This is a genomic window from Mycobacterium sp. pR1184 (assembly GCF_041287235.1).
Classification (GTDB): Bacteria; Actinomycetota; Actinomycetes; order Mycobacteriales; family Mycobacteriaceae; genus Mycobacterium.
The window spans coordinates 196,563-220,474 of sequence record NZ_JBGGKR010000001.1; the positions used below are offsets into that span (position 1 = coordinate 196,563).

Genomic DNA, 23,912 nt, shown 5'->3' on the forward strand with positions numbered 1-23,912 from the left:
ATGAAGGCCGTGCTGGCCGCGGTCGTCGCGCTGCTGGGCTGGTTGCCCGCTGGGCCCGTTGTGGGCACCGCGTGGGCCGATCCCGGCACCGGCGCGGTCAACCCCGCCCCGCCGTTTGTCGATCACACCGCGTGGGCGCAGTGGGGACGGTTGGCCAGCTTGCGGGTCTTTCCGACGCCATCGGGGCGGCTGGCCTCCCGCCAGCCCAACAACCCGGGTGCCGTCGACGAGGCCTGGGCCGAGGTGCTGGCGATGGCACCGAACGCCGAGACCCCCGGCATGCATGCTCAATTCATCTGCCATTGGCAATTCGCCGAAATGGCGCAACCCGGCAAGACGAGCTGGAACCTCGAACCATGGCGGCCCGTCGTCGACGACGCCGAGATGGTCGCGTCCGGCTGCAATCCCGGCGGCCCGGAGGAACCCAACTGATGATGCGTCGAGAACAGCTCGCGGCACTCGTCGACCACACGCTGCTCAAACCCGAGGCCACCGGCGCCGACGTGGTCGCGCTGCTGGCCGAGGCCGCAGACCTGGCCGTCTACGCGGTGTGCGTATCACCGTCGATGGTTCCGGTCGCCGCGGCGGCCGGTGGGGTCCGAGTCGCGACGGTCGCCGGCTTTCCGTCCGGCAAGCACACCTGCGCGATCAAGGCCCAGGAGGCCGCCCAGGCGGTGGCATCGGGGGCGAGCGAAGTCGACATGGTCATCGACATCGGCGCCGCGTTGGCCGGCGAGTTGGACGCGGTGCGCTCCGACATCGCGGCGGTGCGCGCGGCCATACCCGACGCCATTCTCAAGGTGATCGTGGAATCGGCTGTGCTGCTGGGTGATTCGGACGGGCGCACGTTGACCGACGTGTGCCGGGCAGCCGAAGAGGCCGGCGCGGACTTCGTCAAGACCTCCACTGGGTTTCACCCCGCGGGCGGGGCGTCGGTGCGCGCCGTCGCGCTGATGGCCGAGGCCGTCGGCGGTCGCCTGGGGGTCAAGGCCAGCGGTGGCATTCGCACCGCGGCCGACGCGATCGCGATGGTGGACGCCGGGGCGACCAGGCTCGGCCTATCCGGGACACGGGCAGTCCTCGACGGACTCGGCTGAGCCCGGCGCCCTCACGGCAGCCCGGGAGCGGGTGCAACGGACGGCAACGCCCCAGCCGCGCGAAGCCCTAGATATTGGCGAAGCAGGAGTCGTTGTTTTCGCCGGCCGGAATCGTGGCGTTCTGGGTCGAGAAATGGCTCGTCACGCCGGTCGGCGTCACTTGCACGCTGTCCGCGTGAATACCCAGCGGGTAGTCGGCGGTCAGCTTCGCCGTATACGCATCCAGGGTGGACTGGACGCTTTCGCGAGGCAGCGTGAAGCCCAGCGCGTTGAAGCTCTGAATCTGCAGCTGAATCCCCTTGCCGGACACCACGGGCTTGGTCGTGATGTTGTCCAGCATTCCCTTCAGTTCGATGGTGCCGTCGGCGGGATGGGTGATCACGCTGTTGGTGACAAACGGGCCCAGCACCGGGACCGCGTTTTGCACCGAATCCTTGATGCCGTCACTGGTCCACGTGATCGTCGCGTCGAGCGATCCGATGGTGCCCTTCGACGACGACGTCCGGTCCAGCTTGACATCTTTAATGACGATGTCGATTTTCATGCCCTTGGCATCGCGGATCTGGTTGCCGGCCGTCGACACCGAGATGTTGGTGAAGTGCTGCGTCGCGAGCTGCCACAGCAGCAGCGGCGCGACTCCGAATGACGCCGTGGCCTGGTCCTGGACCTCGCAAGCCACCGCCTCGGCGACCTTGGTGTCGGCCACGTGGCGGGCGTACAGCTCGCCGCCGATCAGCCCCGCGAGCAGCAGCGACACCACGATGACGCAGATCAGAACGATGGACAGCGGGTCGCGAAATCTCTTCTTCTTCGTCGCCGGCTCGGGCTGCTCGCTGGGCCGGGTAACCCGCTCGGTGGGGCTCAGCGGTGGCAGCGGCGGCGGCGAGTAGCTGGCCTGCTGCGTGTCCGCTCCGGCCGGATAGTGCTGCTCGGTCGGGGCGGAGCTCGGGCCGAACGGACCGTGATCCTCGCTGGCCCCCCACGTTGACGGGCCCTCGTGCGGTGGTCCTTGCGGGTTCGTCACCCAACCGATTCTGCCCTATCGCTACGAGCAAAGTCGGACTGGTTGCGCAGCACCGCGATGTTGTCGCGAGCCTTCGCGACCACGGCGGTGTCGATGTCGGCGAGCACCAGTTGTGGGTCGGACCCGGCCGATGCGACCACCTCGCCCAGCGGCGAGGCCACCAGGCTGCCGCCGACGCCCGTCGGCGCGCCCGCGGAAGACCCCGAGCCCGCCAGTGTGTCAGCGGGATCGGCCTGACCTGCCGCGGCGACATAACTCATCGAGTCCAGCGCGCGGGCGCGGGCCAGCAACGTCCACTGTTCCAGCTTTCCCGGACCCGAACCCCAGGACGCGCAGACCGCGATAAGTTGAGCGCCGCGCCGGGCCAGCTCGGTGTAAAGCTCGGGGAAGCGGATGTCGTAGCAAACGGTCAATCCCACCCCTACGCCGTCGACGGTGACCACGACCGGCTCCCGGCCTGGGGCAACGGTGCGCGACTCGGTGAAGCCGAACGCGTCGTAGAGATGGATCTTGTCGTAGTGGGCGTCCGGCTGATTCGGTGTGCCGGGCCCGGCCGCGATCAGCGTGTTCGTCACCCGCCCGTCGCCGGCCGGGGTGAACATGCCGGCGATCACCGTGACGGCGGACTCGGCCGCGATCTGCCGGACCCCGTCGGCCCACGGCCCGTCGACAGGCTCGGCGATCGGTGCCAGCGGGACACCGAACCGGCACATGGTCGCTTCGGGAAACACCACCAGCGTCGCGCCGGCGTCGGCGGCCCGGGCGGTGTAGTCGCGCACCTGTTGCAGATTGGCCGCCGGATCGCTGCCACTGAGCATTTGCGCCAACGCGATTCGCATGGCCGCCAGCTTAGGAGCGAATCACGCGTTGTTGGTGATCCATTCGGTGGTGAAGCGCTGCTCCCTGCTCACCAGATCGGCCAGGTGGGTGCCGATGATGTTCTCCACCTTGCCGCCGATCAGCGGAATCCGGACGTGGATGCTGACCCGGAACGTCAGGCGGGCGCCGCCGCGGTCAATCGGCGACAGCTCGGCGGTGCCCAGAACATTCACCGGGGTGTCCACGATCGAGCCTCTGATGGACGCGGTGGCGATGCCGTCGGTGACCGGCCCCCACGCCTCCTCGCGTCTGAAGAACAGATCGCCCCGGTGCAGCTGGGTGACCATCGCGGGCAGGTTATGGCTGTGCACTTCCTGCAGCGTCACCACTTCGATGGTGCCGTCGTCGCCGGATTCCCCGCCCACCCGGATCGACTCCAGCCGCGCCTCGTCGACCGGAATGTCGGCCAGCCTGGCCCGCCAGTAGTCGGGCTCGGCGAACGCCCGGTGCAGTTTTTCGACGCTGTCCCGATAGTCGGCGGACAAGTCGAATGATCGGGGCATAGCAGGTCAGGCTACCGTTACGGGCCGTGACCGGATCGCTGTACGCGGGTGCGCGCGTCGCCGAGTCGGTGCCGCTGGCGCCGTTGACCACGTTGCGCGTCGGACCGGTCGCGCAACGCCTGATCACCTGCACCAGCAGCGAACAGGTCGTCGCCGTGCTGGCCGAGCTGGACGCCGCGCGTGACGGGCCGGTGCTGGTGTTCGCGGGCGGTTCCAATCTGGTGATCGCCGACGACCTGACCGACCTGACCGCCGTGCACTTGGCCACCCGCGGGATCACCGTGGACGGCCACCTGCTGCGCGCCGAGGCCGGGGCGGTGTGGGACGACGTGGTCGTCGCGGCGATCGAGCACGGGCTGGGCGGGCTCGAGTGCCTGTCCGGCATACCGGGATCGGCGGGAGCCACGCCGGTGCAAAACGTCGGCGCCTACGGCGCGGAGGTATCCGACACCATCACCCGGGTGCGGGTGCTGGATCGCCGCAGCGGTGCGGTGCGCTGGATACCCGGCGACGAGCTGGCCTTCGGCTATCGCACCAGCATGTTCAAGCGGGCCGGTCAGCAGGTACCCGGCGTCGTGCTGGAAGTGGAGTTCGCGCTAAACGATTCGGGCCGCAGCGCGCCCTTGCGCTACGGCGAGCTCACCGCGGCGTTGAACGCGGCCAGCGGTGAGCGTGCGGACCCGCGCGCGGTGCGCGAGGCGGTGCTGGCCCTGCGTGCGCGCAAGGGCATGGTGCTCGACGCCGCCGACCACGACACCTGGAGCGTGGGCTCGTTCTTCACCAACCCGGTCGTCGCGCCGCCGGTCTACGAGTCGCTGGCCGGGCGTACCGACGGGCCGGTGCCCAACTACCCGGCGCCCGACGGCGTCAAGCTGGCCGCCGGCTGGCTGGTGGAGCACGCGGGCTTCGGCAAGGGCTATCCCGACGACCCGGGCGCGCCCTGCCGGTTGTCCACCAAGCACGCGCTTGCCCTGACCAATCGAGGCAACGCCACCACGGCGGACGTGATCACCTTGGCGCGGACCATCCGCGACGGGGTTCGTGACGTGTTTGGCATCACACTGGAACCCGAACCGGTGCTGCTCGGCTGCCGCCTTTAGCTGTGGATTCGGTGTGTCTGTAGGCTTTCGCGACTCGTCGTGACGCAAGCGGTGTCGGTACTGCCGGTATCTTTTATTGTCGTGAGCACATCCCCCGAACAGTCGCCGATTAATCGGCGGCTGGCGTTGGCAGCCCTTGGGCTGGGTGTGTTCGCGCCGAGCGTGCTGGCCGCCTGCAGCAGCCCCGCGGCCAAGCAAGCGCAGAAGAACAAAGAGCAGTCGGCGCCGAGTCTGAAATACCAGCCCGCCCTGGACGGCCAGGGGGCCGCTGCCGACGTGGTTCCCATCGCGCCGGTCAGCGTCACGGTCAGCGACGGCTGGTTCCAGAAGGTGGCGTTGACGAATTCGGCCGGCAAGGCCGTGGCTGGAGTTTTCAACTCCGACCGCACCGTCTACACGACCACCGAGCCGTTGGGCTACGACACCAGCTATAGCTGGAGCGGCTCGGTCGTCGGCCACGACGGTAAGACCGTTCCCGTGACGGGCAAATTCACCACCGTCGCCCCCACCAAGAAGATTGACGGCGGATTCCAGTTGGCCGACGGTCAGACGGTCGGCGTCGCCGCGCCGATCATCATCCAGTTCGACGCGCCGATCAGCGACAAGGCTGCCGTCGAACGGGCGCTGACCATCACCACCAACCCGCCCGTCGAGGGCAGCTGGGCCTGGCTGCCCGACGAGCAGCAGGGCGCGCGCATCCACTACCGGCCGCGCGAGTACTACCCGGCTGGCACCACGGTCAACGTCGATGCCAAGTTCTACGGGCTGCCGTTCGGTGACGGCGCCTATGGCCTGCAGGACATGTCGCTGAAGATTCAGATCGGACGTAAGCAGGTGGTCAAGGCCGAGGTGTCGTCGCACCGCATCCAGGTCGTCACCGACGCGGGCGTGATCATGGACTTCCCGTGCAGCTACGGCGAGGCCGACAAGGCGCGCAACGTCACCCGCAACGGCATCCACGTGGTGACCGAGAAGTACGCGGACTTCTACATGTCCAACCCCGCGGCCGGCTACAGCCACGTGCACGAACGCTGGGCGGTGCGGATCTCCAACAACGGCGAGTTCATTCACGCCAACCCGATGAGCGCCGGCGCACAGGGCAACACCAACGTCACCAACGGCTGCATCAACCTGTCGACCGAGGATGCCGCGGAGTACTACCCGACCGCGATGTACGGCGACCCGGTCGAGGTGACCGGCAGCTCGATCCAGTTGTCCTACTCCGACGGCGACATCTGGGACTGGGCCGTCGACTGGGACACCTGGGTGGCCATGTCGGCCCTACCGCCTCCCAATGCGCACCCGCCGGCCAGTCAGATCCCCGTCACCGCGCCGGTCACGCCGTCGACCGCGCCGAGTTTGTCGGGGACGCCGACCACCACGACCTCGACGACTACGTCCTCGCCTGGCCCTGGCGGTTAAATCGCATCGTAGTGGCCTGATCGCGAGGCTTGAGCACGATCAGGTCCAGGTCGACGTGGGAAGGCCGTGACGCCACGAACCCGATCACCTCGGCCACGTCGGTCGCCGTCAGCGGTGTGATGCCGGCATAGACCGAATCCGCGCGTTCCTGATCACCGTCGAATCGGACCAGTGAGAACTCGGTTTCCACTGCGCCCGGGGCGATTTCGGTGAGCCGCACCGGCTTGCCCAGCAGTTCGCCGCGCAGCGTGCGGTGCAGCGCGCCCTGGGCGTGCTTGGCCGCGGTGTAGCCGGCGCCGCCGTCGTACACCTCGAGCGCGGCCACCGAGGTGACGGTGACGATCAGGCCGTCGCCGGAGTCGATCAGCTTGGGCAGCAGTGCGCGGGTGACCCGCAGCGTGCCAAGCACGTTGGTCTCCCACATCCAGCGCCAGTGCTCGAGGTCGGCGTCGGCGACGGGCGCCAACCCCCGTGCGCCGCCGGCGTTGTTGACCAGTACATCGACCCGGCCCAATTTGCTGGCGAGCGCCTCCACCGCCGCGTCGTCTGTGACGTCAGCCACAATTGCGGTGCCGGCTATCTCTTGCGCGAGGGCAGTAATCCGGTCCGTGCGCCGCGCGACTGCGACGACGTGAAACCCAAGGGCGGCAAGGGTTTTGGCTGTTGCTTCGCCGATCCCGGAACTGGCACCGGTCACCACCGCAACCCGTTGATGCAGGTTATTTGAACTCACTGAGCTAACTCTAATAAACGTGCTAAATTCCTGAGGTGCACCACAGCGCCCAGTTCAACAACACCGCCGCGTGTCTTTGCGCGGCATGTGCGTGTTGTTGCCGCGCACTTTGCCGCGCCTGAACCCAAAACAGGTTGTGGCCAAGACCGGCCATTGGAACTCGGACAAAGGACGCTCGTGCGCTCGACTTCTCTCACCCACACCCATCATTCGCCCAGCCGTGCGGGCCACCTGCGGCTGCACCGTCAGATCCTGCCGCCGTCGCTGCACATCTCCGACTCCGCTGCGGCCTCGGTGTTCCGGGCGGTCCGGCTGCGCGGCCCGGTCGGCCGCGACGTCATCGCCGGGGTCACCTCGCTGAGCATCGCGACGGTGAACCGGCAAGTCATCGCCCTGCTCGACGCGGGCCTGCTGCGCGAACGCGCAGACCTGGCCGTCTCCGGAGCCATCGGCCGCCCTCGGGTTCCGGTGGAGATCAACCACGAGCCGTTCGTGGCGCTGGGCATCCACATCGGTGCGCGGACCACCAGCATCGTGGCCACCGACCTGTTCGGCCGCACGCTGGACACGGTGGAAACGCCGACGCCGCTGAGTCCGCCGGCCGCCGCCCTGACGTCGCTGGCCGAAAGCGCCACCCGCTATCTGAGGCGCTGGCATCGCCGGCGGCCGTTGTGGGTCGGGGTCGCCATCGGTGGCACGGTCGACGGCGCCACCGGCCATGTCGACCACCCGCGGCTGGGCTGGCGGCAAGCGCCGGTCGGGCCGGTGCTGGCCGACGCGCTGAGCCTGCCGGTGTCGGTGGCTTCCCACGTCGACGCGATGGCCGGCGCCGAGCTGCTGCTGGGTATGCGGCGGTTTGCGCCGAGCTCGCCGACCAGCCTGTACGTCTACGCCCGCGAGACCGTGGGCTATGCGCTGGTGATCGGCGGACGGGTGCACTGCCCGTCCAGCGGTCCGGGCACGATCGCGGGCCTGCCCGCGTACTCCGAGCTGCTCGGCGGCAGCGGGCAGCTGGAGTCCACGGTCAGCGACGAGGCCGTGCTGGCCGCGGCTCGCCGGCTGCGCATCCTGCCCCCGGCCCCGGCCGGGCGCGCCAACGGACCCGCCGCGGGCATCACCGATCTGCTGCGCCTGGCCCGGGCCGGCAACCAGCCGGCCAAGGACCTGCTCGGCGAGCGCGCCCGCGTCCTGGGTGAGGCAGTCGCGCTGCTGCGTGACTTGCTCAACCCCGACGAGCTGGTGGTCGGTGGCCAGGCATTCACCGAGTATCCCGAGGCGATGGAGCAGGTGGAGGCGGCATTCGCCGAGCGTTCGGTGTTGACGCCGCGCGATATCCGCGTCACCGCCTTCGGTAACCGGGTGCAAGAGGCCGGGGCGGGCATCGTGTCGCTGGGTGGGCTCTACGCCGACCCGCTGGGCGCGATGCGCCGTGCCGGGGTGATCGGCTCCCGGATCCCGGAGGTCGTCGACGAGTCGTCCGCCTAAGGCGAACGGCTTAGGCCGGCGGCCGGACCGTGCTGTAAAGATGAAAGAGTGCGGCACGACGACGTCCTCCTGCGCAGCGATCCGCGTCGGGTCGCGCTGTTGGCAGTGCACACCTCGCCGTTGGCTCAACCGGGTACCGGTGATGCCGGCGGGATGAACGTGTACGTGCTGCAAAGTGCGTTGCATCTGGCCCGGCGGGGCATCGAGGTGGAGATCTTCACTCGCGCCACCGCGTCGGCCGATCCGCCGGTCGTCGAGGTCGAGCCCGGAGTGCTGGTGCGCAACGTCGTGGCCGGACCGTTCGAGGGACTGGACAAATACGACCTGCCCACCCAGCTGTGTGCGTTCGCGGCCGGGGTGCTGCGTGCCGAGGCGTCGCATGAGCCCGGCTACTACGACATCGTGCATTCGCACTACTGGCTGTCCGGACAGGTCGGCTGGCTGGCCCGCGACCGGTGGGCGGTGCCGCTCGTGCACACCGCGCACACCTTGGCCGCGGTGAAGAACGCCGCGCTGGCCGCCGGCGACGCCCCCGAGCCGCCGCTGCGCACGGTGGGGGAGCAGCAGGTCGTCGACGAGGCGGACCGGCTGATCGTCAACACCGAAGACGAAGCGCGGCAATTGGTTTCGATCCATCATGCCGACCCCGAGCGGATCGACGTAGTCCATCCGGGCGTCGACCTGGAGGTGTTCCATCCGGGCGAACGCCGGGCCGCCCGCGCCGCGCTGGGTTTTGGGCTCGACGAACAGATCGTGGCGTTCGTCGGGCGAATCCAGCCGCTGAAGGCACCCGACATCGTGCTGCGGGCGGCGGCGAAGTTGCCGGGCGTGCGCATCGTGGTGGCGGGCGGGCCCTCGGGCAGTGGTCTGGCCACCCCGGACGGACTGGTTCGCCTGGCCGACGAACTCGGGATCAGCGAGCGGGTGACGTTCCTGCCGCCGCAGTCCCGGCCGAACCTGGCGACCCTGTTCCAGGCCGCGAATCTTGTTGCGGTGCCTAGTTATTCGGAGTCTTTCGGCTTGGTTGCCGTCGAGGCGCAGGCGTGCGGCACGCCGGTGGTGGCGGCGGCGGTCGGCGGGCTGCCGGTCGCGGTGCGCGACGGTGTCACCGGCTCGCTGGTACCAGGGCATGACGTCGAAGACTGGGCCCGCGCGCTCGACGAGCTGCTGCGCCTTCACGGCACGGCGCGGGGTGCGGCGATGAGCCGGGCCGCGGCCGCGCACGCGGCGACGTTCTCGTGGGAGAACACCACCGATGCGTTGCTGGCCAGCTATCGGCGGGCCATCGGTGATTTCACCGTCGCGCGGCAGCGCCGGGTTCGCGACCGGGTGGCGGCACGCAAACCGCGTCATTGGACGCCGCGTCGCGGGGTTGGCGCATGACCGTAGCCGTGCAGCAGGTGATCGAGCGTGCGCTTGATGCCAGCGACCTGACGTACTCGAAACATGAAGGCGCACATGGCGGTTTGCCGGGTCTGGTGGTGGAGTTGCCCGGCGAGCGCAAGCTCAAGACCAACACGATCCTGAGCATCGGCGAGCACTCGGTGCGCGTCGAGGCGTTCGTGTGCCGCAAGCCCGACGAGAATCACGAGGGCGTGTACCGGTTCCTGCTCAAGCGCAATCGCCGGTTGTACGGGGTCGCCTACACGCTGGACAACGTCGGCGATATCTACCTGGTCGGCCGGATGTCGCTGGCCTCGGTGGACGCCGACGAGATCGACCGGGTGCTCGGGCAAGTGCTCGAAGCGGTGGATTCGGACTTCAATACGTTGCTGGAGTTGGGTTTTCGCTCGTCGATCCAGAAGGAATGGGATTGGCGGGTATCGCGGGGTGAATCGTTGAAGAACCTCGAGGCGTTCGCCCACCTGATCGACGACGACGAAGACGACTAGCTCCGCGAGCGTAATGTGGCTGCGATTGTCGGGCCCGGATTTCGCAGTGACCTTACGCTCGGCAAGGCTCATGCCGTGCGTGAGAGACTGACCGGCATGGGTGACACTGCGACGCTGGTACTGCTTCGCCACGGCGAAAGCGAATGGAACTCGCTGAACCTGTTTACCGGGTGGGTCGACGTCGGGCTGACCGAAAAGGGCCGGGCCGAAGCGGTTCGCAGCGGTGAGCTGTTGACCGAGCACGGCCTGCTGCCCGACGTGCTGTACACCTCGCTGCTGCGCCGCGCGATCACCACGGCGCACCTGGCGTTGGACGCCGCGGACCGGCTGTGGCTCCCGGTACGACGCAGCTGGCGACTCAACGAACGCCATTACGGGGCGCTGCAGGGCCTGGACAAAGCCGAGACCAAGGCCCGCTACGGCGACGAGCAATTCATGGCCTGGCGGCGCAGCTACGACACCCCACCGCCGCCGATCGAGAAGGGCAGCAAGTTCAGCCAGGATCGCGACCCGCGCTACGCCGACATCAGCGGCGGCCCGCTCACCGAATGCCTGGCCGACGTGGTGGTGCGTTTCCTGCCGTACTTCACCGACGTGATCGTCCCGGATCTGCGCTTCGGCAAGACGGTGCTGATCGTCGCCCACGGCAATTCGCTGCGCGCGCTCGTCAAGCACCTCGACCAGATCTCCGACGACGACATCTCCGAGCTGAACATTCCGACCGGCATTCCGCTTCGCTACGACCTGGACGCTGATTTGCGTCCGGTGGTGCCCGGCGGCACCTACCTGGACCCGGAAGCAGCGGCCGCGGGCGCTGCGGCGGTAGCCAGCCAGGGTGCCCGGTAAGATTGACGCGCGGCTCAATTTTGCCCGCTTTTGAGCGCGAAAAGCCCGTAGGCCAAATTCCGCATGAACTACAGCCGAACACCTGTAGCGCAAGTTGTGACTTGTCCGATTTTGGCCTCGTTCCGCTAGGGCTGCGTTCACCAGATTTGTAGGATTTTGTTCGTGACTGTGTTCTCGGCGCTGTTGCTGGCCGGGGTCTTGTCCTTGCTGGCGCTGGCCGTCGGAGTGGCGGCCGGCACCCGGTTGTCCGCACGAGTGGTTCGGCGGCGACAGCGAGTGGCCACCGAGTCGACCGGCATCACCGTCGCGCAGATGCTGCAACAGATCGTCAGCCTGATGCCGCTGGGCGCCGCGGTCGTGGATTCGCATCGTGACGTCGTCTACCTCAACGAGCGGGCCAAGGAATTGGGCCTGGTGCGCGATCGGCAGCTCGACGACCAAGCCTGGCAAGCGGCGCAGCAGGCGCTGGGCGGGGAGGTCGTCGAATTCGACCTACAGCCCGGCAAACGCGGGACCGCCGGACGATCCGGGATATCGGTGCACGGGCAGGCGACGCTGCTCAGTGAGGAAGACCGGCGGTTCGCCGTGGTCTTCGTTCACGACCAGTCCGACCATGCGCGCATGGAAGCCACTCGGCGCGACTTCGTGGCCAACGTCAGCCATGAGCTCAAGACGCCGGTTGGCGCCATGGCGCTGCTCGCCGAGGCCCTGCTGGCGTCGGCGGACGACTCCGAAACCGTGCGCCGCTTCGCCGAGAAGGTGCTGATCGAGGCCAACCGGTTGGGCGACATGGTCGCCGAGCTGATCGAGCTCTCCCGGCTCCAAGGCGCCGAGCGATTGCCCAATGTCGTCGCAGTCGAGGTCGATACCGTTGTGGCCGAAGCGATTTCACGCCACAAGGTGGCTGCCGACAATGCCAAGATCGAGGTTCGCACCGACGCGCCCACCGGTTTGCGGGTACTGGGGGATCAAACGCTGCTGGTGACCGCATTGGCCAATCTGGTCTCCAATGCGATCGCCTACTCGCCGCCGGGATCGCCGGTGTCGATCAGCCGTCGCCGTCGTGGCGACAACATCGAGATCGCGGTTACCGACCGCGGGATCGGGATTGCGCTAGAAGACCAGGAGCGGGTCTTCGAGCGGTTTTTCCGGGGGGACAAGGCGCGTTCGCGAGCCACCGGCGGCAGTGGGCTGGGGCTGGCGATCGTCAAACACGTTGCGGCCAATCACGACGGCAGCATCGGGGTGTGGAGCAAGCCGGGAACCGGTTCGACGTTCACCTTGTCGATCCCGGCCTATCAGGACACCGATAGCGACGAAGAAACCGAGCAACCCCGGGCCCGCGAAGTGCGGCCCAACAGATCCCAACGAGAGGAAGAACTAAGTCGATGACCCGCGCATACGACGATGCAGAGCGCAGCGACGAACAGGAGTGGCGCCCGTGACCAGTGTGCTGATCGTGGAGGACGAGGAGTCGCTTGCCGATCCACTGGCCTTCCTGCTCCGCAAGGAAGGCTTCGAAGCCACCGTGGTGACCGATGGATCAGCGGCGCTGTCCGAGTTCGACCGGGCAGGCGCGGACATCGTGCTGCTGGATTTGATGCTGCCGGGCATGTCGGGCACCGACGTGTGCAAGCAGCTGCGCGCTCGCTCCAGCGTGCCGGTGATCATGGTGACGGCCAGGGACAGCGAGATCGACAAAGTTGTCGGCCTGGAGCTCGGTGCCGATGACTATGTGACCAAGCCCTATTCGGCGCGTGAGCTGATTGCCCGGATCCGGGCGGTGCTGCGCCGGGGCGGTGACGACGACTCCGAGATCAGCGACGGCGTATTGGAGTCCGGCCCGGTCCGGATGGACGTCGAGCGGCACGTCGTTTCGGTCAACGGTGACACAATCACGTTGCCGCTCAAGGAGTTTGACCTCCTCGAGTACCTGATGCGCAACAGCGGCCGGGTGCTGACCCGTGGACAGCTGATCGATCGGGTGTGGGGCGCGGACTACGTCGGCGATACCAAGACGCTCGATGTCCACGTCAAGCGGCTGCGGTCCAAGATCGAAGCCGACCCGGCCAACCCGGTGCACCTGGTGACGGTGCGCGGGCTGGGCTACAAGCTCGAAGGGTAGCCCGGCAGGCGGCCGGAAGGGCGCCGTTATGGCGCCTGCGGCGCGCACTCGTCGCCGCGCGAGGAGTCGAACAGGGTCCGCTCCTCGTCGGCCGCGCCTACCTCGATGCGCCGACGCATGTTCGCTGTCATCGGTGGCAGGTCGTCGAGATCGAACCACCTCGCCTCGGTGCTCTCGTCGTCGGCCGCATACGGCTCCCCGGATAGCCACTTCATCCGAAATACGTGATCCAGGTACTGCGCGTGATCGCCGTTGGCGTGCACCGTCGGCTGGCCTACCTTGACCCAGGCCAGTCTGACGGCCTGCACATGAACCCCGGCTTCTTCGAGCACTTCACGCACGGCGCAATCCGCCGGATTCTCGCCCGGCTCCACGATCCCCGTCACCGCCGTCCAGGCGCCGTTGTCCGAGCGCTTCACCAACAGCACCTTGTGCTCGTGAATGGTGACGGCGGTGACGCCGGGCAACCACAGCGGCGCATGGCCGATCGCGCGACGCAGCTCAACGATGAAGTCGGGAACCGGCACTCCCCTTCCTAACACGAGTGGCGGCGCCCGCGCCGCACTCGCGACCCCGAGGATGCACACCGCATCAGCGGGCCGCGACCACCTCGTCCGCGACCGCCAGCGCCAGCGCCATGATCGACACCTGCGGGTTCACCTCCGGGCAGCTGGGCAGGATCGACGCGTCGGCAACCCACACTCCGTCGATGCCGCGCAACCGTCCGGTCTTGTCGACGGGGCAGAGCTGTTCATCGGCGCCGGCTGCCGCCGTGCCGGTGGGATGGAAGGCGGCCAGGTGCAGGCTCCTGGGATTGCTGCGGCTCAGCGCATCCTGCAACGCGGGCAGTGACGTCACCGTCGGTGCGCCGGGCAGGCCGGTGAGTACCTCGACCGCACCCGCCGCGAACAACAGCCGGCCCATCGCCTCGACGGCGGTCATCAGCTTGGCGATGTCCGCGCGAGAGATGTTGTAGCGCATCACCGTCTCGCCGCGCGCCGCGAAGACGGAGCCGACTCCGCGGTCGGCGACCATGGCGCCGAACGTCGCGACTTGAGGTGCGCGGTCGAGCCAGCCGAGCAGCTCGGCGCCGTAACCGGGAAAGACCATCGACCCCATACCCGGCGGCGTCGAGGTTGCTTCGATCAACACGCCGTCCGACTGGTGAAATTCGTGGACCGCCGCGCTCTGCAGCACACCGTGCCAGGCGAACACGTCATCATCGAAACGCCCGGCGAGCATCGTCGCCGGATGCAGCGCAAGATTTCGTCCCAGCCGCGGATGTGCGCCAAATCCACTGCGCCGCAACAATCCCGGTGTCTCGGTGGCGCCGGCGGCAACCACCACCGACTCGGCGAGGATGTCCAGCGCGGTGCCGTCGGGCCGTCGGGCCCGCACACCGCGGGCCCGGCCGTTGTGGTGCAGTACCCGTTCGACACGCGCGTGCGAGATGATCCGCGCGCCCGCCGCGCAGGCTTGCGGCAGCGCGTTGAGGTGCATACCGAACTTGGCGTTGCGCGGGCAGCCAATCGCGCATTGGCAACAGCCTTCGCAGCCCGGCGCGTTGCGGGGGATCGGCGCCGCGTCCCATCCCAGCGTCGCGGCGGCATCGAGCAACAGGCGCCCGTTGCGACCCATGATCTGCAGGGGCACCGGCGCGACCTGCAGCGTGTGCTCGACGTTGTCGAGATGGTGGGCCAGCCGGTCCGGATCGGCCAGGTCGAGCCCGAACTCGTCACGCCAGCGCCGCTGTACCGAAAGCGGTGGCCGGTAACACGTTCCGGAGTTCACGACGGTGGTGCCGCCGACCGCCCGGCCCAGGGGCAGCACTATGGACGGGCGTCCCAGTGCGACGGTTGCGCCGGCGCCGCGATACAACCCGGCATATCGGTCGATCGGGTGGGTGGTGCGGAACTCCTCGACCGTCCAACGGCGTCCCTCCTCGAGCACCACCGTGTCGAGGCCGGCTTGAGCCAGGGTGCGCGCCGCCATGGCGCCGCCGGCGCCGGAGCCGACGATCACCGCATCGGCGGTCACCACGGAGCGGCTCTCGGCCGAGGAGATGACGGTCAGGCGCGCATCGGGGCGCGCCGTATCGTGTGCCTGTGCGCGTGAAAGTAGCTCTGGGGCAAAGGTATCCGCGCCGTTGGCAAGCAGCACGATCGCCTTCATCGCCTCGACGGCCACTGCGGCATCCGGACCGAGTGCGGCGAGCCGGCGCAACACCTGATCACGCTGGCCGGGGTCCAGACGCGAATTCGAGCGACCGGTGGTGAGGTAGCTTGCCGCACTCATGCACAGCAGTCCGGCCCGCACCGCCAGCCGTGTCGTCGCGGGCAGCTGGGTGAGGTAGCGCTCGACGCGGTCGGCCAGTTGAGCCGATGGCGGACCGCCGTGTTCGTGCGGCAGCAGCGCGGTGCCGAACGAGACCAACGCGGCCCGCCGTTCGGCCCGGCGGCTCATGTCACACGCCCGAGCCGGCGGCCCAGTTTGATGAAGAACGGGTAGGTCGCGAAGATGGCCCCTGCCGCCGCGTGCAGCGGCCAGCCCGCCTCCTCGGTCTTGACGCCGAAAACCCCGCTGTTCCACATGAAGTCGCGGCCATTGCGGGCACGGAAGGGGCGCCACAGCAGGCCCAGTCCGGGCACGTTGTTGTAGAGGCCGAACGATCCGCCGAAGAAGACGCCCAGCGTGGCGGCCTCGGCGGCATCGCGGCGATCCGACGGCAGTTGCCGTTCGATGAGCACTCCGGAGGCGAACAGCAGCGGCGGGTCGAGCAGAAAGCTCATGTCGCGGTCCTTTCGTTGATGGCGGGCGCCTCGCTGCCGCGCAGGCCTACTTCGGCGTGGCCGGTGCCCAGCACCGACCACCGGCGGTCGTCGACTTCGACATAGATGTCGGCCTGTTCGGTGTTGGTGCACACCGCCGTGCCGCCGTCGGGATCGGTGTAACCCAGGCTCACGCAGCGCTCGGGCGGCTGGTCGACGCGGATGAGCACGCGCCGACCGCCGATGCGTCCTTCCAGCTGCCAATGCCGCAGGCCGAGGGTGGTACGCATTCTCAGTGACGGCAATGTGCTTGCGGGCCAATCCTTTCCGTCGATACGGAAGCGAACGAACGCCATCGGCGCAAGCCTGCGCAGACCCGGTTTGTGTGACACCGCGGTGACGACCTCCAGGACGTCGCCGTTGCCGAGGTCGGCGTGGATCCAGCCCCAGCGTTTGGCGTTGCCGTGCCCGTAGATGTGGGCGACGCCGCCCCGCCAACCGCCGACGGGATGGGTGAGGCCGCCGACGGTCAGTGCACCGGTGAAGTCGGCGGTCGGAGCGAGAACGACCTGAGCGCCGGGCAGCAGCTCGCGGTCCCAGGCCGGCTTCGGGAATGTCCACAGTGGCGCGCCGGTGTCTTTCCACGCCAGTTCCCACGCCAAGTTTCCGGCCCGGCCGGTCAGTTCTTCGGCAGCCGCGCGCACCCCGGCCGAGTCGAACCAGGCGCCGATCGCCGGCTGGACCGGTTCGGGTCCGAAACGCTCGGTGTGCGGTGCGGCGTCGGCCGGGAACCAGGTCACCCAGCCGTGTGCGTACGGGGCGCGGTTGTCGCTCGGTGCGACCGTTTCGCAGTGAATCCACAGGCCGGCCCGGGTCAGCGGGTCCGAGAGGGTGGCGTACCAGACCTCCAGCCGGCCCGCCTTGCCCCGCCAGCGCGGAGCCGCGGCCAATAGCTTCTCGTCCACTGCGTCGCCTCCACCCCATTGTCGGTTCCGTCCACTATATTGGTTGAACCAATGAACCAGTCAAATATGCTTCGTCCACCCGACCGCCAGCGGGTGGACGAACAGATCACCGCCTCGATCGCCGACGCGATCCTCGACGGCGCGTTCCCGCCGGGCTCGGCGCTGCCGCCGGAGCGGGAGTTAGCCGAGCAACTGAGGGTCAACCGCACGTCGCTGCGACAGGGTCTGGCGCGGCTGCAGCAGATGGGACTCATCGAGGCCCGGCACGGCAGCGGCAACGTGGTGCGAGACCCTCAGCAACTCACCCACCCCGCTGTGGTTGAAGCGTTGATACGCAAGTTGGGTCCCGAGTTCTTGGTCGAGCTCCTCGAGATCCGCGCGGCACTGGGCCCGCTGATCGGGCGCTTGGCCGCGCAACGGTGCGGTCCCGAGGACGACGAGGCGTTGCGCGCTGCGCTGGCCGGCGTGCAGCAGGCCGACAGTGCCGCGGCGCGCCAGGCGGCCGACTTGGCCTTCTTCCAGGTACTCATCCACGGCACCCGCAACCGTGCGTTGGGGTTGTTGTATCGCTGGGTCGACCACTCCTTCGGCGGTCGCGAGCATGAGCTCACCGCGGCCTACGACGAGCCTGAGCCGGTGATCGCCGATCTGCGGGCGATCACCGAGGCGGTGCTGGCGCGCGACGACGCCGCGGCCGCCGCGGCTGTCGAGGCATATCTGCTTGCCAGCGCGCTGCGAATGGTCGCGGCGTACCGGTCGCAGTCGACCGGCTGGCTACTCCGCGATTCGCGTCGCCGGGTGGATGGCGATGAGCCCTAATTGACTGCGGCGCTTGCACATTGCCGCCAATTCGGCGTAAGCCTTGGAACCGAGGAGCTCGATGAGTTCGTCGGCGAGGCTTTCCCACACCTGCTTGGCACCGACGTGCGCGGCCGGATCGCCGGTGCAGTACCAGTGCAAGTCGGCGCCACCGGAGCCCCAGCCGCGGCGATCGTATTCGGTGATCCAGGTCTTCAGGATCTCGGTGCCGTCGGGCCGCGTCACCCACTCCTGGCTGCGCCGGATCGGCAGCTGCCAGCAGACTTCGGGTTTCATCGTCAACGGCGGCACGCCCAGCTTGAGGGCCTTGCTGTGCAGCGCGCAGCCGACGCCGCCGGGAAAGCCGGGGCGGTTCAAGAAAATGCACGCGCCCTTGTATTTGCGGGTGCGGTGCTGGGGCTGACCGTCGTGCTCGTCGAGTTCGAGATAACCCTTACGGCCCAAACCCTTTTCGCGGAATTGCCAGTCGGCGTCGGTGAGTTGTTTGACGGCGTCGTCCAGTCCGGCGCGGTCGTCGTCGTCGGACAGGAACGCGCCGTGCGAGCAACACCCGTCGTCCGGGCGCCCCTCGACCGTGCCGCGGCAGGCCGGGGTACCGAACACACACGTCCAGCGCGACAGCAACCACGTCAAGTCGGCCGCGATCAAGTGCTCCGGATTGTCCGGATCGAAGAACTCCACCCATTCACGGGCAAAATCCAATTCCACTTCTTGCCCGGGCTCGGGGTGCGAATTCGCCACGGATGCAACGTTAGACCAATATTCCTGCTGTTCGCTTCGCTGACACCCGCGCCGGCACCGGTGTGAATTGCGGCTCTCCTCAGCGGGGCGCAACCCAGAGCCCATCGTTGTCCCGCTAGTTTGTTTTCGTGCGATTAGGCGTGCTCGACGTGGGTAGCAATACGGTCCATCTGCTGGTGGTAGACGCCCACCGCGGCGGGCACCCCACCCCGATGAGTTCGACGAAGGCCACCTTGCGCTTGGCCGAGGCCACCGACAGCTCAGGAAAGATCACCAAGCGCGGCGCCGAAAAACTGATCACCACGATTGACGAGTTCGCCAAGATCGCCGTCAGCTCCGGCTGTGCCGAGCTGATGGCCTTCGCCACCTCCGCGGTCCGCGACGCCGAGAACTCCGACGACGTGCTGAGCCGGGTGCGCAAAGAGACCGGTGTCGCGTTGCAGGTGCTGACCGGGGTGGACGAGTCGCGGCTGACGTTTTTGGCGGTGCGCCGCTGGTACGGATGGAGCGCCGGGCGGATCATCAACCTCGACATCGGCGGTGGCTCGCTGGAGCTGTCCAGCGGCGTCGACGAAGAACCCGAAGTCGCCTTGTCGATGCCGCTGGGTGCCGGGCGGCTGACCCGCGAGTGGCTGCCCGACGATCCGCCCGGGCGGCGCCGGGTGGCGATGCTGCGGGATTGGCTGGACGCCGAGCTGGCCGACGCCAGCGTCGCCGTGCTCGAAGCTGGCGCCCCGGACCTCGCGGTGGCAACGTCGAAGACGTTCCGGTCGTTGGCCCGGCTCACCGGTGCCGCGCCCTCGGCCGCCGGGCCACGGGTCAAGCGGACGCTGACGGCCAACGGCCTCAGGCAACTCATATCTTTCATATCTAGGATGACCACCGCTGACAGGGCGGAACTGGAAGGAGTCAGCGCCGAGCGGGCGCCGCAGATCGTGGCGGGCGCTTTGGTGGCGGAGGCGAGTATGCGAGCGCTGTCGATAGAAACAGTGGATATCTGCCCGTGGGCGTTACGGGAAGGTCTCATCTTGCGCAAGCTCGACAGCGAAGCCGACGGAACCGCCCTCGTAGAGACTTCGGTGCGCAATGCTGGAGGTCAGGCAGTAGATCGGAACGCCAGCCGATCGAGAGGCGACAAACCATGACCGGACCACACCCAGAGACCGAGAGCCCCGGCACTCGGCCCATCTCGGTGGCCGAACTGCTGGCCAGGAACGGAACCATCGGCGCCCCGGCGGTTACCCGGCGACGGCGTCGCCGGCGCGGCGACAGCGACACGGTCACCGTCGCCGAACTGACCGGCGAGATTCCCGTCATCCGCGACGACGAAGAGCACGGCGAGACAACACACGAGGCCAACGGGGCCGTCGAGGTCGCCGAATCCGAGGCCGTGCTCGAAGCGGCGCCCGAACCCGTCTCGGAAGCCGTCGTCGCCGAACCGGTCACCGAGGACCGGCCCAAGCCGGCGGACCGTCCCCAGCCGGCGGACCGGCCGGAGGCCCGCTGGCCCAAGTCGCCGCCACAGCCTCCCCGGGTAGGGCCCGAGCGCAGTGCCTACCCCCGGCCCACACGCCGCCCCGATACACCAGAAGCCGAATCGCCGCCGAAACCCGCCGGTAAGCCCGCGGCCCCCTCCGGCGCCGAGGACATGAGCCCGGATCCGCTCGACCATTACGCCGACATCCCGGTGGATGTCATGGATTCCGAGGTGCGCGAAGCCGAACCCGCCACCGAAGATTCCGCTTACGTGCGCTCCTACCTGCAGACGTCGGATTCGACGTTGTTCGGCGGACAGACCCTCGCCGACGAGGTGGCCCGGCGGCGCAGCGACCAGCGAGAGGGCCCCGACGCGGACTCGCCGACCGCGCAAGAGGCGCCCGCCGAGGCCGGCGTCGACGTCGCGCGCGCGGACAAACCCAAGGACGCCCAACCGGCGCCCGGCAAACTCGAGGCGCTGTGGCGCGGCAGCTTGATCGTGTTTCAGTCGATGCTGGCCGTCGCCTTCGGCGCCGGGCTCTTCATCGCGTTCGACCAACTGTGGCGATGGAATAGCCTGGTGGCCCTGGTGCTGTCGGTGCTGGTCATCCTCGGCCTGGTGGCCGGAGTGCGGGTGGTGCGCAAGACCGAGGACATCGCGAGCACGCTGATCGCGGTGGCAGTCGGGGCGCTGATCACCCTGGGACCGCTGGCGCTATCGATGCAGTCCGGCTAGGCGTCACCCGCAACAGTGCGCCCAGCAATCAAGGTCGGCCTGTCCACGGCCTCGGTCTACCCGCTGAGGGCCGAGGCCGCATTCGAGTACGCGGCCCGGCTGGGCTACGACGGCGTCGAGCTGATGGTGTGGAGCGAGTCGGTCAGCCAGGACATCGCCGCCGTCAAGAAGCTGTCGCAGCGCTATCAGGTGCCGGTCCTCTCGGTACATGCGCCCTGCCTGCTGATCTCACAGCGGGTGTGGGGCTCCAATCCGATTCCCAAGCTGGAACGCAGCGTGCGGGCCGCCGAGGAGCTCGGCGCGCAGACGGTCGTCGTGCACCCGCCGTTCCGCTGGCAGCGGCGCTACGCCGAAGGCTTCAGCGAACAGGTGACGGCCCTGGAAGCGTCCAGCGACGTGATGGTCGCGGTGGAGAACATGTTCCCGTTCCGGGCGGACCGATTCTTCGGGACCGATCAGTCGCGGGAACGGATGCGCCGGCGCGGCGGCGGGCCGGGACCGGCGATCTCGGCCTTCTCGCCGTCGTACGACCCGCTCGACGGCAACCACGAGCACTACACGCTGGACCTGTCGCATACCTCGACTGCCGGCACCGATGCGCTGGAGATGACCGAGCGGATGGGCGCAGGGCTGGTGCATCTGCACCTGTGCGACGGCAGCGGCCTGCCCGCCGACGAGCATCTGGTGCCCGGGCGCGGCACCCAACCCACCGCCGAGGTGTGCCAGCTGCTGGCGGCCGGCCAGTTCGCCGGCCACGCCATCCTCGAGGTGTCCACGTCCAGCGCCCGCTCGGCCAGCGAGCGCGAAGCCATGCTCGCCGAATCCCTGCAGTTCGCCCGCACACATCTGTTGCGTTGACCCCTCAGGAGACCATGACCGCGCTATTCACCACCGCAATGACGTTGCGGGAGGTCGATCCGGGTGTATTCGAGGGAGAACTCAACAAGCACTGGACCATCGGCCCCAAGGTGCACGGCGGCGCGATGCTGGCGCTGTGTGCCAACGCGGCGCGTCACGCCTGCGCCGAGGCGGGGCACGAACCGGTGGCAGTGTCGGCGAGCTTCCTGTGGGCACCCGATCCGGGGCCGATGCGGCTGATCACGTCGATCCGCAAGCGCGGCCGGCGGATCAGCGTCGTCGACGTCGAACTCACCCAGGGCGATCGCACCGCCGTCCACGCGGTGGTCAACCTCGGCGAGCCGGAGCACTTCGAACCCGGCGGCGACACCGCACCGCTGTTGTCGGCGAATCCGGTCCTGGACCTGATGGCGCCGGAACCGCCCGACGACATCGAACCGATCGGGCCCGGCCACCCGCTGGCCGGCCTGGTGCACCTGGGCGAGGGCTGCGACGTGCGCCCGCTGCTGTCGACGCTGGCGCCCAGCACCGACGGGCGCCCCCCGATGCTGCAGATGTGGGCGCGGCCGCGCGGTGTCGCTCCTGACGGCCTCTTCGCGCTGATGTGTGGTGATCTGTCCGCTCCGGTGACGTTCGCGGTGGAGCGCACCGGCTGGGCGCCCACGATCCAGCTGACCGCCTTCCTTCGCGCCCTGCCCGCCGACGGCTGGCTGCGCGTGATCTGTACCTGCGTGGAGATCGGGCACGACTGGTTCGACGAGGACCACATCGTCGTCGACAGCTTGGGCCGCCTCGTCGTGCAGTCCCGGCAGCTGGCGCTGGTGCCCGCGCCCCGGTAGCCGGGAGAAGCCCGGCCGTCTGCGATGCTTTCTCCCGTGGCGAGAATCGCGATCATCGGTGGTGGCAGCATGGGCGAGGCCCTGCTGTCGGGTCTGCTCCGGTCCGGGCGGAAGGTCAAGGACCTGGTAGTGGCCGAACGCGTCCCGGAACGCGCGAAGTACCTGGCCGACACATATTCGGTGCTGGTGACGTCGTCGGTGGGCGATGCGGTGAGCGGCGCGACGTTCATCGTCGTCGCGGTGAAGCCCGCCGACGTCGAGTCGGTGATGGAGAAGCTCAGCAAGGCGGCTTCCGCGGTCGAAGGCGACAGCGTCGAGCAGGTTTTCGTGACTGTCGCGGCGGGGATCACGCTTGCCTCCTTCGAGTCCAAGTTGCCTGCCGGGACGCCGGTGGTCCGGGCGATGCCGAACGCGGCGGCCGTGGTGGGTGCGGGGGTGACCGCGCTGGCCAAGGGCCGTTTCGTCACCCCGCCGCAGCTCCAGGAGGTGACGGCGCTGTTCGACTCCGTCGGCGGCGTGCTGACCGTGCCCGAATCCCAGATGGATGCGGTGACCGCCCTGTCGGGCTCGGGACCCGCGTATTTCTTTCTGATGGTCGAGGCGCTGGTGGACGCCGGCGTCGCGGCGGGTCTGAGCCGGGGCGTGGCGACGGACCTGACGGCACAGACGATGGCCGGATCGGCGGCGCTGCTGCTGGAACGGCTGGATCAGGGGCCGGGGCCCGCCGACAGCGAGGCAATGGGCAAGCAATCAGATGCCACCGCCGCGCAACTGCGGGCCATGGTGACCTCACCCGGCGGTACGACCGCCGCTGCGCTGCGCGAACTCGAACGAGGGGGGCTGCGCACCGCCGTCGACGCGGCCGTTCAGGCCGCAAAAACGCGCTCTGAGCAGCTGAGAATTACATCGGAATAATTTAAAGATTTCAAATTGATTGTCCCCCACCAGTACCAGTAACCCCACTAGTCCCGCTATTCTCCTTTCTGTATGCCCGTGTGGGTGCCAGCGGAGGGGAAGCCGCTGGCATTGCGCGGGCCTGACACGATTGGGTTGCGATGACGTCTACCAACGGGCCATCGGCGCGAGATTCCGCAGGTAAGCCGCGGGACACAGCTTCGGCCGATAGCCAGGCAAGGACACAATTTCTCACCGTCGCCGAAGTGGCGGCCCTGATGCGGGTCTCCAAGATGACGGTTTACCGCTTGGTGCACAACGGAGAGCTGCCGGCGGTACGAGTTGGCCGGTCCTTCCGCGTGCACGCCAAGGCGGTGCACGACATGCTGGAGACGTCCTACTTCGACGCCGGCTGAGCCCGCGCCCGCCGCGAGAGCCGGCGGACGGATCGGGACCGACGCGTGGGGCGTGGCCGTTCAGCGGCCGCGCGACCGGCGGTTTGGTGTTCGGTGCGGCCCGCCGGGTAAAGTGACCCCGAAGTTTTCAATTACTTCAGCAGTCCTTAAGAAGCGGTCACAGGTCAGATAGCGGAGTTCATGGGTTCAGTAATCAAGAAGCGGCGCAAGCGTATGTCGAAGAAAAAGCACCGCAAGCTGCTGCGCCGCACGCGAGTGCAGCGCAGAAAACTTGGCAAGTAAGCCCCGCTTCGC

General features: G+C 68.2%; 27 protein-coding genes. 18 read left to right on the forward strand and 9 right to left on the reverse strand.

Annotated elements, in window-relative coordinates; genetic code table 11:
• Together ACAG21_RS01000 and deoC are read left to right on the forward strand one after the other, a co-directional pair.
• On the forward strand, nt 1-432 hold the full coding sequence (locus ACAG21_RS01000) for a DUF2599 domain-containing protein (RefSeq protein WP_370494205.1): 432 nt from the start codon (nt 1-3) through the stop codon (nt 430-432).
• On the forward strand, nt 432-1,097 hold the full coding sequence (gene deoC, locus ACAG21_RS01005) for a deoxyribose-phosphate aldolase (RefSeq protein WP_370494206.1): 666 nt from the start codon (nt 432-434) through the stop codon (nt 1,095-1,097). Before ACAG21_RS01000 ends, deoC begins: the two co-directional genes overlap by 1 nt.
• A gap of 67 nt (nt 1,098-1,164) precedes the next feature.
• Here the strand turns inward: deoC and ACAG21_RS01010 are convergent, their stop codons facing one another.
• Genes ACAG21_RS01010 through ACAG21_RS01020 form a run of 3 tightly spaced genes read right to left on the reverse strand, consistent with a single transcriptional unit; the run spans nt 1,165 to nt 3,503 of the window.
• A complete protein-coding gene (locus ACAG21_RS01010; RefSeq protein ID WP_370494207.1) occupies nt 1,165-2,121 on the reverse strand; it encodes a DUF2993 domain-containing protein in 957 nt (318 codons plus the stop codon).
• On the reverse strand, nt 2,118-2,960 hold the full coding sequence (locus ACAG21_RS01015; RefSeq protein ID WP_370494208.1) for a carbon-nitrogen hydrolase family protein: 843 nt from the start codon (nt 2,958-2,960) through the stop codon (nt 2,118-2,120). The genes ACAG21_RS01010 and ACAG21_RS01015 overlap by 4 nt, the downstream gene beginning before the upstream one ends.
• A gap of 21 nt (nt 2,961-2,981) precedes the next feature.
• A complete protein-coding gene (locus ACAG21_RS01020; RefSeq protein ID WP_370494209.1) occupies nt 2,982-3,503 on the reverse strand; it encodes a DUF2505 domain-containing protein in 522 nt (173 codons plus the stop codon).
• Between the two features lie 26 nt (nt 3,504-3,529).
• Between ACAG21_RS01020 and ACAG21_RS01025 the strand changes: the two genes are divergently transcribed.
• Nucleotides 3,530-4,603 carry a UDP-N-acetylmuramate dehydrogenase gene (locus ACAG21_RS01025; RefSeq protein ID WP_370494210.1) on the forward strand — a complete coding sequence of 358 codons (1,074 nt, stop codon included), beginning with the start codon at nt 3,530-3,532 and terminating at the stop codon, nt 4,601-4,603.
• 39 nt (nt 4,604-4,642) lie between these two features.
• Entirely contained in the window at nt 4,643-6,025 is a 1,383-nt protein-coding gene (locus tag ACAG21_RS01030) for an Ig-like domain-containing protein (RefSeq protein WP_370494211.1), read from the forward strand.
• Here the strand turns inward: ACAG21_RS01030 and ACAG21_RS01035 are convergent.
• Nucleotides 5,997-6,758 (reverse strand): SDR family oxidoreductase, encoded by a 762-nt coding sequence (locus ACAG21_RS01035; protein ID WP_370494212.1) that lies wholly within the window; start codon nt 6,756-6,758, stop codon nt 5,997-5,999. The two genes, ACAG21_RS01030 and ACAG21_RS01035, sit on opposite strands and share 29 nt — an antisense overlap.
• Before the next feature lie 177 nt (nt 6,759-6,935).
• On the opposite strand from ACAG21_RS01035, the gene ACAG21_RS01040 reads away from it, so the two are divergent.
• The 6 genes from ACAG21_RS01040 to regX all read left to right on the forward strand — a co-directional run bounded on the left by ACAG21_RS01040 (nt 6,936) and on the right by regX (nt 13,106).
• Nucleotides 6,936-8,243, forward strand: a complete 1,308-nt coding sequence (locus tag ACAG21_RS01040; RefSeq protein WP_370494213.1) for an ROK family protein — start codon at nt 6,936-6,938, stop codon at nt 8,241-8,243.
• A gap of 48 nt (nt 8,244-8,291) precedes the next feature.
• The gene (mshA, locus tag ACAG21_RS01045) at nt 8,292-9,626 is read left to right on the forward strand and encodes a D-inositol-3-phosphate glycosyltransferase (RefSeq protein ID WP_370494214.1); all 1,335 of its coding nucleotides are present in this window, start codon (nt 8,292-8,294) and stop codon (nt 9,624-9,626) included.
• Complete coding sequence (locus tag ACAG21_RS01050) at nt 9,623-10,135, forward strand: YbjN domain-containing protein (RefSeq protein WP_370494215.1); 513 nt, start codon at nt 9,623-9,625, stop codon at nt 10,133-10,135. Before mshA ends, ACAG21_RS01050 begins: the two co-directional genes overlap by 4 nt.
• A 96-nt stretch (nt 10,136-10,231) precedes the next feature.
• Complete coding sequence (locus ACAG21_RS01055) at nt 10,232-10,981, forward strand: phosphoglyceromutase (protein ID WP_370494216.1); 750 nt, start codon at nt 10,232-10,234, stop codon at nt 10,979-10,981.
• Nucleotides 10,982-11,143: 162 nt separating this feature from the next.
• The gene (locus ACAG21_RS01060) at nt 11,144-12,373 is read left to right on the forward strand and encodes a sensor histidine kinase (RefSeq protein WP_370494217.1); all 1,230 of its coding nucleotides are present in this window, start codon (nt 11,144-11,146) and stop codon (nt 12,371-12,373) included.
• Nucleotides 12,374-12,422: 49 nt separating this feature from the next.
• Nucleotides 12,423-13,106, forward strand: coding sequence for a two-component sensory transduction protein RegX (regX, locus tag ACAG21_RS01065; protein WP_090599796.1), 684 nt, complete (start codon nt 12,423-12,425; stop codon nt 13,104-13,106).
• Nucleotides 13,107-13,132: 26 nt separating this feature from the next.
• On the opposite strand, the gene ACAG21_RS01070 is transcribed toward regX, so the two are convergent.
• The 4 genes from ACAG21_RS01070 to ACAG21_RS01085 form a co-directional block, all read right to left on the reverse strand.
• Nucleotides 13,133-13,633, reverse strand: a complete 501-nt coding sequence (locus tag ACAG21_RS01070; RefSeq protein ID WP_370494218.1) for an NUDIX domain-containing protein — start codon at nt 13,631-13,633, stop codon at nt 13,133-13,135.
• A gap of 64 nt (nt 13,634-13,697) precedes the next feature.
• Nucleotides 13,698-15,569, reverse strand: a complete 1,872-nt coding sequence (locus tag ACAG21_RS01075) for a GMC family oxidoreductase N-terminal domain-containing protein (RefSeq protein WP_370494219.1) — start codon at nt 15,567-15,569, stop codon at nt 13,698-13,700.
• Entirely contained in the window at nt 15,566-15,895 is a 330-nt protein-coding gene (locus ACAG21_RS01080) for a hypothetical protein (RefSeq protein WP_370494220.1), read from the reverse strand. The genes ACAG21_RS01075 and ACAG21_RS01080 overlap by 4 nt, the downstream gene beginning before the upstream one ends.
• Entirely contained in the window at nt 15,892-16,839 is a 948-nt protein-coding gene (locus ACAG21_RS01085; RefSeq protein WP_370494221.1) for a hypothetical protein, read from the reverse strand. Before ACAG21_RS01085 ends, ACAG21_RS01080 begins: the two co-directional genes overlap by 4 nt.
• Before the next feature lie 51 nt (nt 16,840-16,890).
• On the opposite strand from ACAG21_RS01085, the gene ACAG21_RS01090 reads away from it, so the two are divergent.
• Nucleotides 16,891-17,658 (forward strand): FadR/GntR family transcriptional regulator, encoded by a 768-nt coding sequence (locus ACAG21_RS01090; protein WP_370494222.1) that lies wholly within the window; start codon nt 16,891-16,893, stop codon nt 17,656-17,658.
• On the opposite strand, the gene ACAG21_RS01095 is transcribed toward ACAG21_RS01090, so the two are convergent.
• Nucleotides 17,614-18,399 carry a hypothetical protein gene (locus ACAG21_RS01095; RefSeq protein WP_370494223.1) on the reverse strand — a complete coding sequence of 262 codons (786 nt, stop codon included), beginning with the start codon at nt 18,397-18,399 and terminating at the stop codon, nt 17,614-17,616. The genes ACAG21_RS01090 and ACAG21_RS01095 overlap by 45 nt on opposite strands.
• A gap of 128 nt (nt 18,400-18,527) precedes the next feature.
• Between ACAG21_RS01095 and ACAG21_RS01100 the strand changes: the two genes are divergently transcribed.
• From ACAG21_RS01100 to ACAG21_RS01130, 7 genes are all read left to right on the forward strand, one after another.
• Entirely contained in the window at nt 18,528-19,544 is a 1,017-nt protein-coding gene (locus ACAG21_RS01100; RefSeq protein ID WP_370494224.1) for a hypothetical protein, read from the forward strand.
• Nucleotides 19,541-20,611 carry a hypothetical protein gene (locus ACAG21_RS01105; RefSeq protein ID WP_370494226.1) on the forward strand — a complete coding sequence of 357 codons (1,071 nt, stop codon included), beginning with the start codon at nt 19,541-19,543 and terminating at the stop codon, nt 20,609-20,611. Before ACAG21_RS01100 ends, ACAG21_RS01105 begins: the two co-directional genes overlap by 4 nt.
• 15 nt (nt 20,612-20,626) lie before the next feature.
• On the forward strand, nt 20,627-21,469 hold the full coding sequence (locus tag ACAG21_RS01110) for a sugar phosphate isomerase/epimerase family protein (RefSeq protein WP_370494227.1): 843 nt from the start codon (nt 20,627-20,629) through the stop codon (nt 21,467-21,469).
• A gap of 14 nt (nt 21,470-21,483) precedes the next feature.
• On the forward strand, nt 21,484-22,308 hold the full coding sequence (locus ACAG21_RS01115) for a thioesterase family protein (RefSeq protein WP_370494228.1): 825 nt from the start codon (nt 21,484-21,486) through the stop codon (nt 22,306-22,308).
• A gap of 36 nt (nt 22,309-22,344) precedes the next feature.
• Complete coding sequence (gene proC, locus ACAG21_RS01120) at nt 22,345-23,223, forward strand: pyrroline-5-carboxylate reductase (protein ID WP_370494229.1); 879 nt, start codon at nt 22,345-22,347, stop codon at nt 23,221-23,223.
• Between the two features lie 140 nt (nt 23,224-23,363).
• Nucleotides 23,364-23,618: a cell division/environmental response transcriptional regulator gene (locus ACAG21_RS01125; RefSeq protein ID WP_036466538.1), complete on the forward strand. Its 255-nt coding sequence runs from the start codon at nt 23,364-23,366 to the stop codon at nt 23,616-23,618.
• A 180-nt stretch (nt 23,619-23,798) separates the two neighbouring features.
• The gene (locus ACAG21_RS01130; RefSeq protein ID WP_003402602.1) at nt 23,799-23,900 is read left to right on the forward strand and encodes a 30S ribosomal protein bS22; all 102 of its coding nucleotides are present in this window, start codon (nt 23,799-23,801) and stop codon (nt 23,898-23,900) included.
• Nucleotides 23,901-23,912 lie beyond the last annotated feature (12 nt).